This window comes from Geomicrobium sp. JCM 19055, assembly GCF_000698185.1.
GTDB classification, from domain to species: domain Bacteria; phylum Bacillota; class Bacilli; order Bacillales; family Marinococcaceae; genus Geomicrobium_A; species Geomicrobium_A sediminis.
Genome location: NZ_BAXL01000011.1, coordinates 127856 through 144705, shown reverse-complemented (window position 1 = coordinate 144705; position 16850 = coordinate 127856). Strand labels below are relative to the sequence as shown.

The following is a 16850-nucleotide window of genomic DNA, read 5'->3' as shown; positions in this document are numbered from 1 at the left end:
GTGACAGCGACTTTTCTATCTTACCACCGTTAGTTTGCTGTGTCAACAACTTTTTTTTAATTCTTTTTTTCGGTGTGTTTCGCGCTGATCTCTCAAGCGCAAGAACTAATATACCATATTCTATTAACTAGAGTCAATACTTAATTTACTAGTTTTTTAGATGGTGGGCCTGAGTGGACTCGAACCACCGACCTCACGCTTATCAGGCGTGCGCTCTAACCAGCTGAGCTACAGGCCCATCTGTAAGATGGAGCGGGTGATGGGAATCGAACCCACATCATCAGCTTGGAAGGCTGAGGTTTTACCACTAAACTACACCCGCATATAAAGTTAAGGTCTTAAAATGGTCGGGAAGACAGGATTTGAACCTGCGACCCCTTGGTCCCAAACCAAGTGCTCTGCCAAGCTGAGCTACTTCCCGTAAAGATTAAACGGTTATAAGTAAGTCAATCAATAAAAATGGCGCGCCCGAGAAGAGTCGAACTCCTAACCTCCTGATCCGTAGTCAGACGCTCTATCCAATTGAGCTACGGGCGCATCGTATGTTATGTCGTTTGTTGCTGTCGTGCTGTTGTCCGTTTCGACAAGAATTAATATAGCATAGGATTTGGACTAAGTGCAACCCCCTTTTCTAAATTCGATTCATTTTTTTATTTTAAATCGGTTTTGATTTTCTACTTTCTTCTTATTATATATAAACTCTCTTGCAATTAAGGTTAACAAAGAAAAGCCGTTCAAGGTTGAGTTCATATACTCAACCTTGAACGGCTTCTTCTACCATGTGAACGAAAGCTTCGTGCAAACGATAATCTGAAGTGAGTTCCGGGTGAAACGAGCAAGCAAGATAATTCCCTTCACGAACAGCAACAATCGTATCGTCATATTCACTGAGCACAGTTACGTGATGCCCCACTTCTTGAACGAGTGGCGCGCGAATAAAAACGGCTTCTACATCGACAGCTACATCTTTGATTTCCACTATAGCTTCGAAACTTTCCTTCTGTCGTCCAAAGGCATTCCGTTCTACTGTCATATCTATGAAGCCAAGATGGGGTTCTTCGTCATTTGATAATCGCTCTGCCATAAGAATCATTCCAGCACACGTCCCAAACACTGGTTTACCACTTTCACCAAATGCTTGAAGAGGTTGAAGAAATTCATAATGATCAATGAGCTTTCTCATTGTTGTTGATTCCCCACCAGGAATAATCAACCCATCAATGTCTTTCAATTGTTCTGGCCATTTAATTCGCACGGCATTACTTCCACTCTTTTCAAGAAAACGCACATGTTCTTCCACCGCACCTTGTAAAGCTAGAACACCTATTGTAACCATTACCAACCACGATCCTGCATACGTTCAGCTGGAGCAATGTTTGAAATCTCTATTCCTTTCATTGCTGTACCGAGATCTTTAGATAGCTCTGCAATTAATTTGTAGTCAGTATAATGTGTTGTCGCTTCAACGATTGCACGTGCAAACTTCTCTGGATTATCAGATTTAAAAATTCCTGATCCGACGAATACACCATCTGCACCAAGTTGCATCATGAGTGCCGCATCCGCAGGCGTAGCCACACCACCAGCCGCGAAGTTAACGACAGGGAATTCACCTGTTTCTTTAATCGTAAGTAAAAGTTCGTACGGTGCACCGATATTTTTTTGCTTCGGTCATTAGCTCATCCGTAGACATGTGCATCACTTGCTTAATTTGAGCTTGCATTTTTCGCATGTGACGAACAGCCTCAACGATATTGCCCGTTCCTGGCTCACCTTTTGTTCGAATCATTGAAGCACCTTCTCCGATTCTGCGGGCTGCTTCGCCTAAGTCACGTGCCCCACATACAAATGGTACAGTAAACTCCCGTTTATTTAGGTGATAAACTTCGTCAGCTGGTGTTAATACTTCACTTTCATCAATATAATCGACTCCCATCGCTTCAAGGACGCGAGCTTCTACGATATGTCCAATTCTTGCCTTTGCCATCACTGGAATCGATACAGCATTTAAAACATCTTCGGTAATCGTTGGATCTGCCATTCTCGCTACGCCACCTGCAGCACGAATATCTGACGGTACTCGCTCTAAAGCCATAACCGCTACGGCTCCAGCTTCTTCAGCAATTTTCGCTTGCTCCGCATTGATAACATCCATAATGACGCCACCTTTTTGCATTTGCGCCATCCCTTGCTTTACACGATCTGTTCCTAATCTTTTCTCCATTTTCCCCACTCCTTTATTGAACTGTTATGACTTTTTCATTAGTATAAGTAACATCTGATATGATTAAAAGTGTCAGTTTCTACTCTTTTGATGGTGTCAGAGTATAGATGGAAGGAGTTTATTATGGAAATCTTATGGTGCTCGTTAGATCGTGAAAGTGAAACACCGCTATATGAACAACTGTACTCACATATAAAAAAAGGAAGTTGTCAGTGGCGCGCTTATATATGGAACAAAACTGCCTTCAAAACGAAAGCTTTCTGATTATCTAAAGATAAGTCAAAATACTGTAGAAAGTACGTACGAACAGCTCGTAGCTGAAGGGTATGTTGAAGTTGTCGCAAGAAAAGGCTTCTTCGTACAAGCATACGAAAACCTCGAATATGTTGACATTGAGAAAGATGTTGGTTCCATAGAACCGCTCATTGATGAGAAGATTCGCTATGACTTTCACCCAACACGCATTGATCCTTATCATTTTCCAATTGACCGTTGGCGCAAACATATGAAGGATACGTTAGACCATGATCACCTTCATCTTTTTCTTCTTGGTCATCATCAAGGGGAACTAGCCTTTAGAGAAGAGATTGCTCACTACTTGCGTCACTCAAGAGGCGTCACTTGTGAACCTTCACAAATTATCGTCGGTGCAGGGATTGAAGTGCTCATGCAACAACTCTTTCAATTAATCGGGCGTTCAAAAACATACGGTATTGAAGATCCTGGCTATCAATTAATGCGTAACCTGCTAACGAATAGTGCCAATCAGTACGTACCGCTTACTGTTGATGAAGAAGGAATCGTCGTTGATTCAATACTTGACTCATCAATTGATGTTATTTGTACAACACCCTCACATCATTTTCCGTATGGAACGGTACTGTCCATCAATCGAAGAAAGCGGCTGCTTCAATGGGCAAACGAAAAACGAGACCGCTATATTTTAGAAGACGACTACGATAGTGAATTTCGATATAGCGGGAAAACGATTCCGTCCTTACAAAGCATGGATCATTTCGGTAAAGTTATTTATCTCGGGACGTTTAGCAAATCTTTAATTCCTTCTGCTCGAATCAGTTATATGGTATTACCGAATGACCTTCTAAAGCATTACAAAGAAGTGTTTTCGTTTTATCATTCTACGGTTTCTCGCATTGACCAAGTCGTCCTCACAGAGTTTATGAAACAAGGGGACTTTGCTAAACATTTAAATCGTATGCGAAAAATTTATCGTCGTAAATTAGACATTGTCTTGCAAGAACTAAAACCTTATGAAGATAGCCTAACTATTATTGGAGAACGTTCTGGTCTACATGTCGTACTCGTCATTACGAATGGAATGACAGAAACCGAACTCGTTGAAGCCGCTCTGTCTCATCAACTTCTCGTCTATCCACTATCGAGATACACCGTTAGCTCTGAACCGTCTAATCCTCCACGGATTGTACTCGGATTTGCGGGTATACCAGAAGATGAGTTAAAAGAAGCCTTACAAACACTTTTACTCGCATGGAACTATGAATATAAAAAAGAAGCTGATTCGTTTTAATCAGCTTCTTTTAATAAATAATCTCTTCTCTCGTGTGTGTCTCACTTAGAAAAGCTGGATCAGGGTCAAAGTAATCAGGGTTGTATTGAAAGTGAAACTCATCATCTTGGATAAATCCCGCTCCCCACGTTGGATCCATTTCAAGCCATTCGCCATCAACAGACACATCAACCCAAGCATGACGTTCACCCGTTGAGGTGACTCCTGCCACATAATTAGCTTCCATATCCAGTGCACGTAAAAGCGCAATCGTTAAAAACGCATAATCTTGGCAAACTCCTTGTCTCGTTTCTAATGTCTTTACTGCGCTATCATCCATTTCAAATGCATTATTCTCTAATTTATCTACGTCGTAAACAATCGTCGTTGCAACATAATCATAAATGGCTTTTGCGCGATCACGGTCGTTTTCAATTCCGTCAGTTAATTGATTTGCTAAAGAAATAATGACCGGATCATCCGACTCAATACCAACCGAAGGCAAAAGACTCCTTAAATCTTCTGCACCTTCTACATTATGAGTAAACAACGATGTCCCATAGAACACGAAATAGTTTTCCCCTTCTTCGTATGGATCGGGGACACTTACCGTTACGTCATATTCCCCTTCCCCAAACCGAAAGTAGATCGTTCCTTTAAATTGATAGTCTTCTACAGGCACATAATAATGCGCCTCAACCCCAGATTCATGTTCAGTCGTCACGATCATATGGCTAATGTCTTCACTACCTGCGATCGTGGAGTCAATTGTACCTTCTATTTCGTACTCTTGTCCTTCATAGTTCAAAAGATCCGTCACTGCTGGAGCTTCAAGTGTTACCCCTCGCTCATAATATTGATCAAAATGGTCGATCGAGATTAACGACTCATCTGTTGTGCGATTTACAATAAACGAGGCTGCCTCATAATAAAGATCATCATCACTCGTGTCGAGCAACACTGTAATTTTATGCTCCCCTGCTCCGAATTGCAGAGGAACTTCCTCTTCGAAGGATTCGTTGTTAATAGGTACTAGAAATTCTTCTTGATCTTGTTCGTACGTAACATGAATTAAAAGTAGCTCATCATCACGTTCATTATTCACCGTTCCTTGAACAACGACACTCCGATCCGCTTCTAGAAACCCATCCAAAGGGGCAGCAAAGCTTAAGTCATTCTCCAACCCGAGTGGCGTGTATTCAATCTCGCGTTGACGTTCATCATTTACATTAAGTACAGTTATCGATGCACCTTCATAAAATTGACCTTCCTCACCTACTTGATCACTCGGCGCGTAAATATCAATTTCATATTCATCTGCTCCATAATGGAACTTCACATCATACTCAAAATCGCCACTCTCATCAAACGTTGCATAATAATTAAACACATCATCTTTATTCGCTAATGACGTCAATTGAATCCAAACATAGTCTTCAGCAAGCTGTTCGTGTCGTGATACGTTACCTTCGATCGTTAATGTCCCTTCTGTAGCAAAAGAAGCATACCTCGGATTTTGAAATGTAAGACCAACTTCATCTCCAAACCTTGTCGTCGAAAGAGATGATACATCAATTCCATGAGCTTCACTCAATTTTTGAACATCATCAACGTCTCGTTCTTCCATTTGTTCTGAGCTTTCCTTTGATTCGTCTACTGTCGAATCACAACTACTCAATAAACCGATGATTCCGACTACAGCTACTAGTCTTCGAAAGTATTTCCACATCGCAGCCACCCGTTACGCAACACTTACAAACCTAATACCTTATTCATGACCCGCTTCCTTGTTATAGGCTTTATAAGAGTAATTATTTTTACGGTAACAGGTTCCCCCCTTTCTTTATGAAGTTTGTGAGATTCACTACGCTATAAGTACTATCTTTACGAAAAGTTAATAAAGAAAGTTTCGCGATTTTATTGTTCTATTCCTTCTATTCCTGTATGCTACGTAACGTTAATAGAATACTCACGTAAAGTAGGTGAACCCTCTGAATCAACTCAAAAATCTACTACAAATTTTTCTTATTTCTACACGACTTGGACTTACGTCATTCGGAGGTCCAATCGCACACCTCGGTTACTTTCATGAAGAATATGTAAAACGAAAGAAATGGTTAGATGAGAAAAGCTATGCTGATCTCGTTGCGCTCTGTCAGTTCTTACCCGGACCTGCCAGCAGCCAAGTTGGTATAGGCATTGGTGTGATAAAAGGAGGCATTTTTGGTGGCTTCCTTTCATTCCTCGGATTTACAATGCCTTCTGTCTTCTTGCTCATTCTCTTCGCTCAGTTTGCAAGTACGTTCGGATTAACCGATGCTGGCTTTATTGACGGTCTAAAGCTTGTTGCTGTTGCTGTTGTCGCACACGCCATCCTCGGCATGGCGAAAAATTTAACGCCTGATTTATCTAGACAAACGATTGCACTTGTTGCCCTCATGATTACGGTTTTAATTCCCCATGCACTCGCACAAGTAGGCGTCATTGTCCTTGCTGCAATCGTTGGGTTTGTCATGTTTCGTGATCCAGCAGAACAGACGAAAACGACAAGCTTTCCGTTAAGCAAACGATTTGGTGCCGCTTGCTTAACGTTGTTCGTTGTATTGCTTGTCGGCCTCCCACTTCTTGCACAAGTCAGTAGCTCAATGTGGCTAGATCTATTCGATCGCTTCTACCGGGCAGGCGCACTCGTCTTCGGCGGTGGCCACGTCGTCTTACCGTTGCTCGAACGCGAATTTGTACCGACTGGATTAATTTCTGCTGATGAATTTCTAGCAGGATACGGTGCTGCTCAAGCCGTTCCCGGTCCGTTATTCACGTTTGCTGCATACATCGGCACCGTTATCGCCGGAAGTCTTGGTGGTTTATTTGCCACAGTCGCCATCTTTTTACCAGCATTTTTACTGATCTTCGGCGTGTTACCATTTTGGCAAAGCGTCCGTCATCATGAGAAATTACGTGGTGCTTTTCTAGGTGTTAACGCAGCGGTCGTCGGTATTTTAATTTCGGCATTCTTCCATCCGATCTGGGTAACGAGTGTGCAAAATGGATTTGATTTTGCCATTGCTGCACTTCTTTTCTTTATGCTCATGTATTGGAAACGCCCACCTTGGGTAATCGTTCTTACAGGAATCGTTTTAGGAACACTCTTTTATTCATAATCAAACGATTCGTCATTTCGTACTCCGGAGTGGCGTTTTTTTTCGTTTCGTAACATGAATCGCAACAAGTCCTACAGTGAAAAATAAAGCAGAACCCACAAGCCCTACAAGTCGAATTCCAATGGCATGCGCCATAACCCCGAAGATAACGGTGAAAAAGATAATGGCTAGCGCTTCAAACAAGCCAAACAAACTCATAAACCTTCCCATCAATGATGTAGGAACTGCATTTTGATAAAACGTTAAATAGCCCGTATTGAGGAAGGTCACAAAAAAACCGATCAGTGTAACACCAATGATTGCTACTACTTGATCTGTAGCGACATACAACGTCACATAAGCCACCGCTGTCATGACGGTCCCATAACCAATTAACGTTTCTACCTTCAAAGATTTCGCAAACCGAACATTGATTAGCGACCCGACAATGATGCCAATCCCAAAGAAGCTAAGTAAAAATCCATATTCAGCATCGCTGAGCATTAATTCTAATTTAGCGAACGACGCTTCAAGAGAATCAATGGCAGTCATGAACACCGTTACAAGAACAAATAAGCCATAGACATAGAAAACATAAACGGAACGTTTGCAATAAGAGACAACCGTTTTGATGTCTGCATGAATTTGTTCAAACCGGCGTGTTGATTTTGCACGTTCGATGGGTGCATCTACAACGGGTAGCAACAATAGCAACGCTGCCGAAAGCAACAACGCAACTCCATTCAAATAAATGGCCATATACGGGGAACCGACATAGAAAAGAATACCTGCAATCGCTGGGCCTAACATCGTCCCAGAAGAGTGAATAAATCCTCGTAGCGCATTGAACCGTTGGCGATTTTCTTTTGGAATTAACTTCGTAATGTATACAGCTGAAGCTGGTGCTGAAATCGCGTTTGCCAGGTTAATCAGCAGAACAAAGAAGTAAATATATACAATTGAAGGTAACAGTGGAATGATGATAATAAGCACAGCCCGAATCACATCAAGGACAATCATCAACCTTCGAGTATTCGCGCGATCAATGAGACTGCCAGACCATGTATTTGTAAGTAGGGCAGCGATTGGCGCAATGATATACAGCAAGCCAACAGCGAGCGGTGATCCGGTTTCTTGCAGCACAATTAAATTCAGTGCAATTAAATATACCCAACCACCAATATTTGAAACCCCTAAACCTAGTAATAACAACATCGCATATTTCCACATGGGAACCGGCACCTTTCTTCATGATGTCATGAAACGAAAAAAAACTCACCCCCAAGATTGTCGTCTTGGGGGCGAGTCGAATCGCGGTGCCACCCCAGTTTGTCGATGTATTGCTACAAAGACCTCTTCAAGTACGGCTACACAAATGAACGTAGCGATACCCTATCTCTATAACGGGAGATCCCGTTGCATTATCATCCGAAGAATCCGATGCAAAGCTCCGAGACTTGCTTCAACATGTTCACGATGCCTCCTTCTCAGCTCCCAGAGGTCTCTGTCCATCAATCCCATGCTTACTCTTCTCTTCAACGCCTTTACTAAAATTTCTTATTAGTGTAACGCTAACCTCTCATAGAGTAAAGGTATTTATCTAAAAATTAAAATAAAACAAATGTGAATGACAACTTTAATGATAAAGCTACGGCAACAGGAGATAGCATGTGAGAATTGTGATGATTTTACACGAGCATTTAAATACCCCATACGGAAATCGAATTCCATCCGATTGGAATCAACTGCTCAGATCAACACCTAAGCCTAAAAAAAGAAAACCTCGGTTACAGAACCAAGGTTTCTTCACTACTTTATAATTACACTTTATCGCTTTTTAACTTGCTTCATTCATTCGATCTCGTAATGTGCTTGCTGTACCTGACAATAATACTGCTGAAGAAGCGACTTGTTGCATCGTTGCACTTAACTGCTCAATGATTGCAGCTACGCTTTGGACACCGTCATTTGATTGCTCTGCAATTGATGACAGGTTCCGCATATGATTCGTAACTTCATTCATATTCGTTGTCACTTCGCTTATTGCTGCATTGACATCTTGAACGATATCATCAACTTCCACAACGTTATCTTGAACACTTTGGAATACTGTCGTTAATTGCTGGTTCATGTTCATTCCTTTATCCACAGACTGAATGCCGCTTTCAATCACTTCTACAACGTGACGACTTTCTGCACCGATCTCTTCAATAAGCGTTGCAATCTGTTCAGTCGCGCCATTCGTTTGATCCGCTAACTTTCTGACCTCATCAGCAACGATTGAAAACCTTTGCCGTGCTCACCAGCTCTTGCCGCTTCAATTGCAGCATTCAATGAAAGTAAATTCGTCTGTTCTGAGATGCCACGAATAAGATTTAGAATTTCTGTGATCTGATCCGTTTTTACACCGAGCTTTTGAACGACTTCACTTGAACGTCGTACCCCATCACCGATAACACTCATTTGCTCCGTAATATCTTCTACAGCTTGTCTGCCGTCATCTGTTTTAGAAATGGCATGCTTAGAAGCATCAACGACAAACTTCGTGCTTTCTGTGACTTCTTGCAAGCTAAATAACATCCCGTCGGTATAGCCATTGACTTCTCGAATCGAACCTAATTGTTCTTCATTGCCCGCAGAGATTTGTTGCATCGTTGCTGAAATCTCTTCGATTCCTTGGCTTGTCTCGCTCGTTGAGATTTCTAATTGTGCTGCAACCTCTGACGTTTGCACCGCTTGATCTTTCGATTCTTTTGCATGTGCTTGATTCTTTTCATAAAGTTGTGATAGCAGCTTGTCGATCGGATGATCGCTGTCTTTTCTAAAGCTAGACATTAACGCTGAACCTTTTAGCACCTCTTCCATTTGATGAAAAGGCATAAAGAAACGTTTCGCTAGTAGATGTGTAACGCCCGTTACGACCACGATACTCGCTACAATACCGATCCAAAACCAAGGACTTGCAATTTGAATTCTCGGACTTAGGATTGCTGTAATCGATATTATTAACACAGGAATCATTACGGCTACAACAGAAACGAGCGTAACAGTCTTCACAAGCATCTGGTATGTTGTCTTCTTGTTAGACATTCCGTCCCCCCCTACTCGTTGCTTAATTTGCGGAACCGATAAACGCTAACGCTTGTTCCTTGTTTGTGAACGCACGAACATGCTCATATGTTCCTGCCGTTCTTGATAATCGATTTAATTGCATTTTTAGCGTTGCTCCTGGAGCAATCGTTGCTGTCTTTTCGATATTTTGAGCGACCCAACCCATGAGCTCTCCCCAGACTTCATTTACTTCTGGCTTGGCCACTTGATTAATTTCACTATTGTCGTTAAGGAAAAAAACGGACAGAAGGCTTCATCAGCTCGTTTTTTACATAGTCTGCTTGTTCTTTTGCTTCTTCAACCGTAGTTGCCATTTCTAAGTATTTGAAATGCAAAACGTTACCTTCAATTTTCAATTCTATGTTTTTCATTATTTGTTCTCCTCTTCGTAAGTTTCATAGGCTTCTTTAAAAATAAACAACGCATTGATACATTTTGGAAATCCTGCATAAGCTGTACAATGGTTAATCAGTTCAAGAATCTCTTCTTTCGTCACACCAATTCGAAGTGCCGCCCGAAAATGATACGATAAACCAGTTCCAGGATCACCTTGTGTAATCAATGAAGACAACGTAATTAACGAACGTTGCTTTAACGTTAATGCATCACTTGCATACACATCACCGTAGCCAAACTCTACTGCAAGGCGCGCAAGGCGTGGAGAGAATTCTTCCGCTGCTTTCATAGATTGAATGCCACGTTCTCCTGCTAATTCCTCAATTTGTTTCCATCCTGCTTCGTTTTTATCCATGTTGATTCAACCCTTTCATTTGATCACGTAGTTGAGTAGGAGGCACTTCATCTTGACGTACCATTAATTCAATCACCGTTGGGGTTGATGCTTCTGTTAGCGCTGCTTTCGTCGCTTGTGCAACATCATCCTCCGTGTAACAACGATGCCCATGACACCCTAAAGAAATTGCAAAATCTGCAATGTTCATATCCTTTTTGAACGTTGATCCAACAGAACGCCCAATTAAATTCTTCATTCCTTTATCAACCATATCGTGCATTCCATTATTAAAAACAAAGAAGAGAATTGGTAAGTCCTCACTCGCGGCCGTAGAGAGCTCGGTGCCATGCATCATTAGGCAACCATCTCCAGTGAACACGGCCATCGGTTTATTCCGGTTTGCCGCTTTTGCACCAATCGCAAGTCCGATGGCATGACCCATTGCACCAAATACGTCATCAAAGTAGAACGTCCCAGGTTGTTTAATCTCAAAGTGCTTAATTGCATAAAACGTATGGCTGCCATCATCCCCATAGATGACCGTTTCGTCAGGCAGCACTTTTCGAATGGCCTCAATTGCTCTGCCTGCCGCAAGACGTTCTGTATGCTCAGGAAGCTCCGGGACATCTAACTCATAGGATGGGAGGTCTCGTTCAATCTCAGCTGAAGGTTGATGTTTGAGTAATTCCTTTAGGTTTCTTTTTGCATCACCTTGTACGAATAGCGTTTTTGCAGATAATGACTTTCCGACAAATGTAGGCTCAAGATCAAATTGAATCACTGTCTCAGGTTCATTATCAGCCCGAAACCCTGCTGTAGACATGTCACTAAGCTTAGAACCGATGACGACAAGCACATCGATTCCTTCGTTAACGTATTGCAATGACACTTCAGAACCACCGAGGCCAAAGCTTCCAAGTGAATACGGATGATTGCTCTTAAATGTCCCTTTTCCACCTGGCGTTGTCATGACCGGAATTTTACATAAAGTAGCGAACGCTTCGAGTTCCTCGTAAGCCCGGGAGAAGTGAACACCTTTCCCTGCTAAGATAGCTGGTCGTTTTGCGTTTTCTAATTTGGACATCACTTCTGTTAAATTACTAGAGATTAAAGTGTCCTGTACGACAGCATCTGACACATCTAAATACTCACTTTCTTCTAGCAATATATCCATTGGTATCGATAAGTGAACAGGCCCCTTTGCGCCCGTTAACGCTTGTTCAATCGCATGATGCAAGTACCGTTTTAACGTCTGTTTATTTTCTACTTTTGCGCTAAACTTCGTCACTGGACGAAATAGATTTACAAGGTCAGCGCCGAAGCTGCTAGAGTCTTGGCATAAAGCTCTACCTGATTCTTCTAGCGGCGGGTGACCTGTTAGAAATAATACTGGCGCATTAAACGCTTGAGCTTGGCCAGCAGCGGTAATGAGGTTCGTGCCTCCAGGACCAGACGTCCCGATTGCCACTCCTATCGTTTCATTTTCAAGCGCATAGCCTGTAGCCATATATCCTGCACCAGTCTCATGTTTCGCTAGAATGAATTCTACTTGATGATCATCCATCGCAAAAATGAGTGGTGAGATTGGTTTTCCTGGAACACCAAATGCTTGATGACATCCTAAATCTTTTACAAATTTCGCTATAACTTCTGATACTTTAGGCATGGTTGCCCTCCATTTTATTTATACTAAATGCTAATGTCTGTCTCTTATACTGCTTATACTACTTCTATATCGGTCAAATTACGACAAGTTAAAGTACCTAAGTTTTAGATTTTCGAATTATTCGTGACGAAACGAGACAGAATGGTTGCATAGCTTGTATAGAATGTAAGAACGACTCAATTCGTTAAATTTTTATGAATATTAGTTCGCTATAAATTACAAATGCACACATCGTCTACAACAAAAAGTAGACTTCCTCCTCTCTGAAAGTCTACTTTTTTTTATGCACGTTTTAATCGCTGAACCGTCCCTAAGAGAACCATCGCAAAAATTACAATTGAGATGACCCAATAATACGCCATTATTGTATTCCCAGTTTCTACAGCAAGATAAATGCTCACAGGTAAAGTTTGCGTAACTCCGACAATGCTGCCTGCAAACATCATCGTAGCTCCAAACTCCCCTAGTGCACGTGCGAACCCTAACATGTAACCTGTCACAACGGATCGCCACGCAATCGGTAGCGTTACGTGCCAGAATACTTGCCATTCCGATGCTCCCATTTGCCGGGCTGCCGCCTCGAGTTCATCATCAACACCTTCAAACCCATTTACGAGCATCTGGAAGATGAGCGGGAACGAAACGACGGCTGCTGCAATCACCGCCGCTATATATGTAAATACAATCGGTTGATTAAATAATGCTTCATACCATTGACCGACCCAACTATTTCTGCCAAATGCGACGAGTAAACCAAACCCAATAACAGTCGGAGGCAACACGAGCGGCAACATTAGTACCGTTTCTACGAAGAGCTTCCCTTTAAACTGCCTCTTTTTTATGAACCAAGCAAAGAACAACGCAAGTAAAAATGCAAGAATACTTGCTACAATTACAACACGTAGAGAGACAATGATTGGTGTCCAAAACGTTGCGAACATTAATTTACACCTTGAAATCCATAGTCCTCAAAAACTGCGATCGCTTCGTCTGATTGTAACCAATTAAAAAAAATCTTGTGCAGCCTCTTCGTCAGTAAGTTGTGCGATCGGATAGACGATTGGTGAGTGTGATCCCTCTGGTGCATGATCAATAATCACAACATCTTCAGAAGTTAGTGCATCGGTATGATACACAAACCCTGCATCAGCGTTGCCAGTTTCGACGTACGTGAGTACTTGTCTGACATCAGAACCATATACGGCGCTTGGTTCAACTGCTGACCATAAACCTTCATTTTCTAACGCTTCCATCGTATATTGGCCTGCTGGAACTGTATCCGGCTGTCCAATTGCGATATTTTGAAGCTCGGCATCAGCTAAGCTACTCCAATCGTCTAACTGGGCTTCAACACCGGGGGTTGAAATGAGTGTTAACTGGTTCTCTACTAACTCAACAGATGCTCTTATATCAATCTCTTCCTCTAATCGTTCAACGTCACCTAATGACGCTGATAGAAATAAGTCCGCCGGTGCCCCTTGAACGATCTGTTGTCGAAGTTGACCAGAAGAACCATAATTAACGACAAACTCCACGTCATGACTTTCCTTATATAAATCTTGTAAATCATTGACCGCATCGGTCATACTAGCTGCCGCCATTATAAAGATCTCAGGGTTTTCCTCGTCTACGTCTGATGCCTCTTCGCAGCCAGTAAGTAAGATATTGCACTTATTAAACCAATTTTCCATTTCATAGCTGCCCTCCAACATCTTGATGTCATTTTCGTAACTCAATGGGGGACAGTCCCCCATTCAGATGACGTATTAACGTGCCGGGGGTCTGTCCCCCAGCAGAGTGACGCTTTAACGTCCTGGGGGACTGTCCCCTGCTTGATTCTCCATTTCTTGAGTAATCAGCTCTAAATAGTCCGCTTCCTCTTGTGTAAACGTATTTGGAAAACGAAACTCCATTTCTAGAGGGTTGTCATCGAAATGCTTTTGCATATCCTCTAGCTGCTTGCTAAAAGCTTCGAGATCTTCAACGTTTTCTGTAAAGAGCAGTGTAAGCTTCGTAACCACTGCAAATGCCTCTGATGAGCTCGGTGGTACGTTATTTGCAATTAACCGCTTTACCTCTGTTGAAATGGCTAACATCTCTTTGTCCCACCGCTCCCAATCTGCTGACGGGACATCAATGAAGCTTTCAACAATTTCCTCGGAGAGGTTTTCTTTTGCCCATTGCATTTGATCATCCATATGCTCTTCTTGAAATAGAATGGAAGACAATAGCGTCCATGTAATTGGGTGACCACTCTCAGTGATTGCTTGTGTTCGTTTAATTGCGGAAATGGCTTGATCAATTTCCTTACGTTTGTTTTCTAACAAATGTAGTTGTAACGCTAACGAGTCTTTGAAATCGTCCAATGTATTTCTCTCACTCGTTAATAAGCCTTTAATGTCTTGAAGCGAATACCCGATAAACTTTAGCGATTGAACTTGCTGCAATTTCGAGAGCTCTTCAAGTCCATAAAGTCGATGCCCCGCTTCATTGTAATTACTTGGCGTTAGAATCCCCACTTCATCGTAAAACCTTAATGTACGAACCGATACGTTCGCTCTTCTCCCAAACTCACTAATTGTCAACTTCATGCAACGATCACCCTTTCTATTCGTTACATTCAGCTTAGCCGATCACGTAACGTGAGGCGCAAGTAAAATTTCCAAAACGTCACTGTTGGGGTCTGTCCCCCACACAGGTAACGTATTAACGCACCGGGGGTCTGTCCCCCACACAGGTAACGCATTAACGCGCCGGGGGCCTGTCCCCCGTGAGGGCTTGCCTGCAGTCAGCTTGCATCGTTTCGATGAGTTCTTTGACTGTTGGAATGTCTTGTATAAGCCCAACGCCTTGTCCTGCCCAGCCAAAGCCTTGTTCATGGTCGCCTTTCTCGATTAACTTCAAATTCGACGCACCACTTATGTACGGTTGGAGTGCATTAAAATCAGCACCTTCATCTTCAAGTTCTTTGATTCGGTCCGTCGCCTTTGTCCGTAACGCCCTTGCTGGTCTTTCAATCGTTCGTTTAATCACAATCGTATCTGCTTCAGTTGCTTTAAGAATCGCATCCTTATAAGCTGAATGAGCGATACATTCTTGTGTTGCAATAAAACGTGTGCCCATCTCAATTCCATCTGCGCCGAGTGCAAGAGCTGCAGCATAGCCTCTCCCATCCACAATCCCGCCACTTGCAAGTACTGGAATCGACACTGAATCAACGACACGGGGAACGAGCACAAACGTACCAACATCATCTCGCCCAAGATGGCCGCCTCCTTCTTGACCGACGACAATAATTGCATCTGCACCAAGCTCTTCTGCTTTTTGTGCTTGTCTCACCGCTGCGACAAGAACGAGTTTTCTAATGTTCTTATCCTTCACACGCTCAAATACAGGAGCAGGATTACCGGCCGTTACTGAAATTGCGGGTACCTCTTCTTCAATAGCAACGTCAAGTAGCTCGTCAACAGACCCTCTTCCTAAAGAAAAATTAATCGCATACGGCTTCTTCGTAAGTTGTTTGATTTTCTTAATTTCTGCCCTTAATAATTCAGGATCCCCAAGTGACGTAGCTGTAATTTGACCAAGCCCACCAGCATTCGACACTGCAGCTGCTAGTTCTGCATACGCCAAATACGCAAGCCCACCTTGTACAATTGGTACTTCCACACCAAAACGTTCACAGAAACGATTCATAACAATAACCCCCAGCACAGAATAATCAGATTATATCATTGATTATACGCCTTCCAACACTCATAAAAAGAAAAGAACGACACAAGTAAGGTTTACCCCTACTCGCACCGTTCTTTCGGTTAAACTCTTGCCGCTTCAACAAACGTAGCTGCATGATCACGAAGACCTTGCCAATCTTGCTGCTCAATCAAAGATTTCTTTAAAAGAGATCCGCCGGCTCCTGCGGCAACCGCTCCAGCTTTGATGTATGACGCAATGTTCGTTTCATCAATTCCGCCTGTTGGCATCATCGGGATATGGCTAAGTGGTCCCTGAAGACCTTTAATGAATGCAGGTCCTAATGAATCTGCTGGGAATACTTTGACGATATCCGCACCGTACAGATACGCTTGTTGGGCTTCAGTTGGTGTAAATACGCCAGGGATTACAATCACTTGATGCTTATTTGCAACCTTAATCGTCTCTTCATCAAGAATTGGTGCAAAAATAAACTCTGCCCCTGCTTCAATGGCCTCTTCAGCATGCTCCCCATTAAGAACCGTACCAGCACCTACAATCGCACGATCACCGACAACTGCTTTACATTTTTGAATGGCTTCATAAGCTCGATCAGAATCAACGGTGACTTCAAGTCCTGTAACTCCGCCTTCAACGAGCGCTATAGCAATGTCTTCAATGTGTTCAAATGGGAGCTTTCGCATCACGGCTACTACGCCAGACTCAAGTAATTTGTCAATATTCTTCATGTTCTC

14 protein-coding genes, 4 tRNA genes, 3 pseudogenes and 1 other annotated feature are annotated in these 16850 nt (G+C 42.6%); of the genes and pseudogenes, 3 read left to right on the top strand and 18 right to left on the bottom strand.

The annotated features are described in order from the left end of the window. Nucleotides 1–161 precede the first annotated feature (161 nt). From JCM19055_RS11410 to pdxS, 6 genes and pseudogenes are all read right to left on the bottom strand, one after another. A tRNA-Ile gene (locus tag JCM19055_RS11410) sits at nt 162–238 on the bottom strand. Nucleotides 239–248: 10 nt separating this feature from the next. Then, a tRNA-Gly gene (locus JCM19055_RS11405) sits at nt 249–322 on the bottom strand. Between the two features lie 22 nt (nt 323–344). Further along, nucleotides 345–421: transfer RNA gene (locus JCM19055_RS11400), tRNA-Pro, on the bottom strand. A gap of 39 nt (nt 422–460) precedes the next feature. Then, nucleotides 461–537, bottom strand: a tRNA-Arg gene (locus JCM19055_RS11395). A 217-nt stretch (nt 538–754) separates the two neighbouring features. Continuing rightward, on the bottom strand, nt 755–1336 hold the full coding sequence (gene pdxT, locus JCM19055_RS11390; protein WP_042359800.1) for a pyridoxal 5'-phosphate synthase glutaminase subunit PdxT: 582 nt from the start codon (nt 1334–1336) through the stop codon (nt 755–757). Beyond that, nucleotides 1336–2224: pseudogene (pdxS, locus tag JCM19055_RS11385) on the bottom strand (pyridoxal 5'-phosphate synthase lyase subunit PdxS). Before pdxS ends, pdxT begins: the two are co-directional and overlap by 1 nt. A gap of 223 nt (nt 2225–2447) precedes the next feature. Between pdxS and JCM19055_RS31665 the strand changes: the two are divergent. Next, nucleotides 2448–2525, top strand: a pseudogene (locus JCM19055_RS31665) (hypothetical protein); the annotation flags it as partial. A 204-nt stretch (nt 2526–2729) separates the two neighbouring features. After that, nucleotides 2730–3773: a PLP-dependent aminotransferase family protein gene (locus tag JCM19055_RS11380; RefSeq protein WP_370543086.1), complete on the top strand. Its 1044-nt coding sequence runs from the start codon at nt 2730–2732 to the stop codon at nt 3771–3773. Nucleotides 3774–3783: 10 nt separating this feature from the next. On the opposite strand, the gene JCM19055_RS11375 is transcribed toward JCM19055_RS11380, so the two are convergent. After that, complete coding sequence (locus JCM19055_RS11375) at nt 3784–5481, bottom strand: transglutaminase domain-containing protein (RefSeq protein WP_042359799.1); 1698 nt, start codon at nt 5479–5481, stop codon at nt 3784–3786. Between the two features lie 253 nt (nt 5482–5734). Here JCM19055_RS11375 and chrA point away from each other — a divergent pair, with 253 nt between their 5' ends. Beyond that, a complete protein-coding gene (chrA, locus tag JCM19055_RS11370) occupies nt 5735–6913 on the top strand; it encodes a chromate efflux transporter (protein ID WP_265182044.1) in 1179 nt (392 codons plus the stop codon). Between the two features lie 12 nt (nt 6914–6925). On the opposite strand, the gene JCM19055_RS11365 is transcribed toward chrA, so the two are convergent. The 11 genes and pseudogenes from JCM19055_RS11365 to JCM19055_RS11315 form a co-directional block, all read right to left on the bottom strand. Beyond that, nucleotides 6926–8122 carry an MFS transporter gene (locus tag JCM19055_RS11365; protein ID WP_042359798.1) on the bottom strand — a complete coding sequence of 399 codons (1197 nt, stop codon included), beginning with the start codon at nt 8120–8122 and terminating at the stop codon, nt 6926–6928. 64 nt (nt 8123–8186) lie between these two features. Beyond that, nucleotides 8187–8440, bottom strand: a binding site (T-box leader). A 289-nt stretch (nt 8441–8729) separates the two neighbouring features. Next, nucleotides 8730–9472 (bottom strand): annotated as a pseudogene (locus tag JCM19055_RS29420) (methyl-accepting chemotaxis protein). A 532-nt stretch (nt 9473–10004) separates the two neighbouring features. Beyond that, a complete protein-coding gene (locus JCM19055_RS29415) occupies nt 10005–10208 on the bottom strand; it encodes a hypothetical protein (RefSeq protein ID WP_042359795.1) in 204 nt (67 codons plus the stop codon). Between the two features lie 22 nt (nt 10209–10230). Next, nucleotides 10231–10374 (bottom strand): hypothetical protein, encoded by a 144-nt coding sequence (locus tag JCM19055_RS29410; RefSeq protein WP_265182043.1) that lies wholly within the window; start codon nt 10372–10374, stop codon nt 10231–10233. Next, on the bottom strand, nt 10374–10754 hold the full coding sequence (locus tag JCM19055_RS11345) for a carboxymuconolactone decarboxylase family protein (RefSeq protein WP_042359794.1): 381 nt from the start codon (nt 10752–10754) through the stop codon (nt 10374–10376). Before JCM19055_RS11345 ends, JCM19055_RS29410 begins: the two co-directional genes overlap by 1 nt. Then, a complete protein-coding gene (locus JCM19055_RS11340; protein WP_042359793.1) occupies nt 10747–12402 on the bottom strand; it encodes a thiamine pyrophosphate-binding protein in 1656 nt (551 codons plus the stop codon). The genes JCM19055_RS11345 and JCM19055_RS11340 overlap by 8 nt, the downstream gene beginning before the upstream one ends. 281 nt (nt 12403–12683) lie before the next feature. Then, nucleotides 12684–13343 carry a molybdate ABC transporter permease subunit gene (gene modB / locus JCM19055_RS11335; protein ID WP_042359792.1) on the bottom strand — a complete coding sequence of 220 codons (660 nt, stop codon included), beginning with the start codon at nt 13341–13343 and terminating at the stop codon, nt 12684–12686. A gap of 63 nt (nt 13344–13406) precedes the next feature. After that, nucleotides 13407–14093 carry a molybdate ABC transporter substrate-binding protein gene (gene modA, locus JCM19055_RS11330; RefSeq protein WP_193745396.1) on the bottom strand — a complete coding sequence of 229 codons (687 nt, stop codon included), beginning with the start codon at nt 14091–14093 and terminating at the stop codon, nt 13407–13409. A gap of 114 nt (nt 14094–14207) precedes the next feature. Next, entirely contained in the window at nt 14208–14993 is a 786-nt protein-coding gene (locus tag JCM19055_RS11325) for a MerR family transcriptional regulator (protein ID WP_042359791.1), read from the bottom strand. Nucleotides 14994–15147: 154 nt separating this feature from the next. Beyond that, nucleotides 15148–16098 (bottom strand): nitronate monooxygenase family protein, encoded by a 951-nt coding sequence (locus JCM19055_RS11320; RefSeq protein ID WP_042359790.1) that lies wholly within the window; start codon nt 16096–16098, stop codon nt 15148–15150. A gap of 119 nt (nt 16099–16217) precedes the next feature. After that, a complete protein-coding gene (locus JCM19055_RS11315; protein WP_042359789.1) occupies nt 16218–16844 on the bottom strand; it encodes a bifunctional 4-hydroxy-2-oxoglutarate aldolase/2-dehydro-3-deoxy-phosphogluconate aldolase in 627 nt (208 codons plus the stop codon). Nucleotides 16845–16850 lie beyond the last annotated feature (6 nt).

Bases quoted from the DNA above. Each gene is read 5' to 3' on its own strand.
- JCM19055_RS11380 (WP_370543086.1), top strand. From the start codon at position 2,730: ATGAAGGATACGTTAGACCATGATCACCTTCATCTTTTTCTTCTTGGT.
- JCM19055_RS11375 (WP_042359799.1), bottom strand. From the start codon at position 5,481: ATGTGGAAATACTTTCGAAGACTAGTAGCTGTAGTCGGAATCATCGGT.
- JCM19055_RS11345 (WP_042359794.1), bottom strand. From the start codon at position 10,754: ATGGATAAAAACGAAGCAGGATGGAAACAAATTGAGGAATTAGCAGGA.
- JCM19055_RS11325 (WP_042359791.1), bottom strand. From the start codon at position 14,993: ATGAAGTTGACAATTAGTGAGTTTGGGAGAAGAGCGAACGTATCGGTT.
- JCM19055_RS11320 (WP_042359790.1), bottom strand. From the start codon at position 16,098: ATGAATCGTTTCTGTGAACGTTTTGGTGTGGAAGTACCAATTGTACAA.
- JCM19055_RS11365 (WP_042359798.1), bottom strand. From the start codon at position 8,122: ATGTGGAAATATGCGATGTTGTTATTACTAGGTTTAGGGGTTTCAAAT.
- JCM19055_RS29410 (WP_265182043.1), bottom strand. From the start codon at position 10,374: ATGAAAAACATAGAATTGAAAATTGAAGGTAACGTTTTGCATTTCAAA.
- JCM19055_RS11315 (WP_042359789.1), bottom strand. From the start codon at position 16,844: ATGAAGAATATTGACAAATTACTTGAGTCTGGCGTAGTAGCCGTGATG.
- JCM19055_RS11340 (WP_042359793.1), bottom strand. From the start codon at position 12,402: ATGCCTAAAGTATCAGAAGTTATAGCGAAATTTGTAAAAGATTTAGGA.
- pdxT (WP_042359800.1), bottom strand. From the start codon at position 1,336: ATGGTTACAATAGGTGTTCTAGCTTTACAAGGTGCGGTGGAAGAACAT.
- modB (WP_042359792.1), bottom strand. From the start codon at position 13,343: ATGTTCGCAACGTTTTGGACACCAATCATTGTCTCTCTACGTGTTGTA.
- modA (WP_193745396.1), bottom strand. From the start codon at position 14,093: ATGGAAAATTGGTTTAATAAGTGCAATATCTTACTTACTGGCTGCGAA.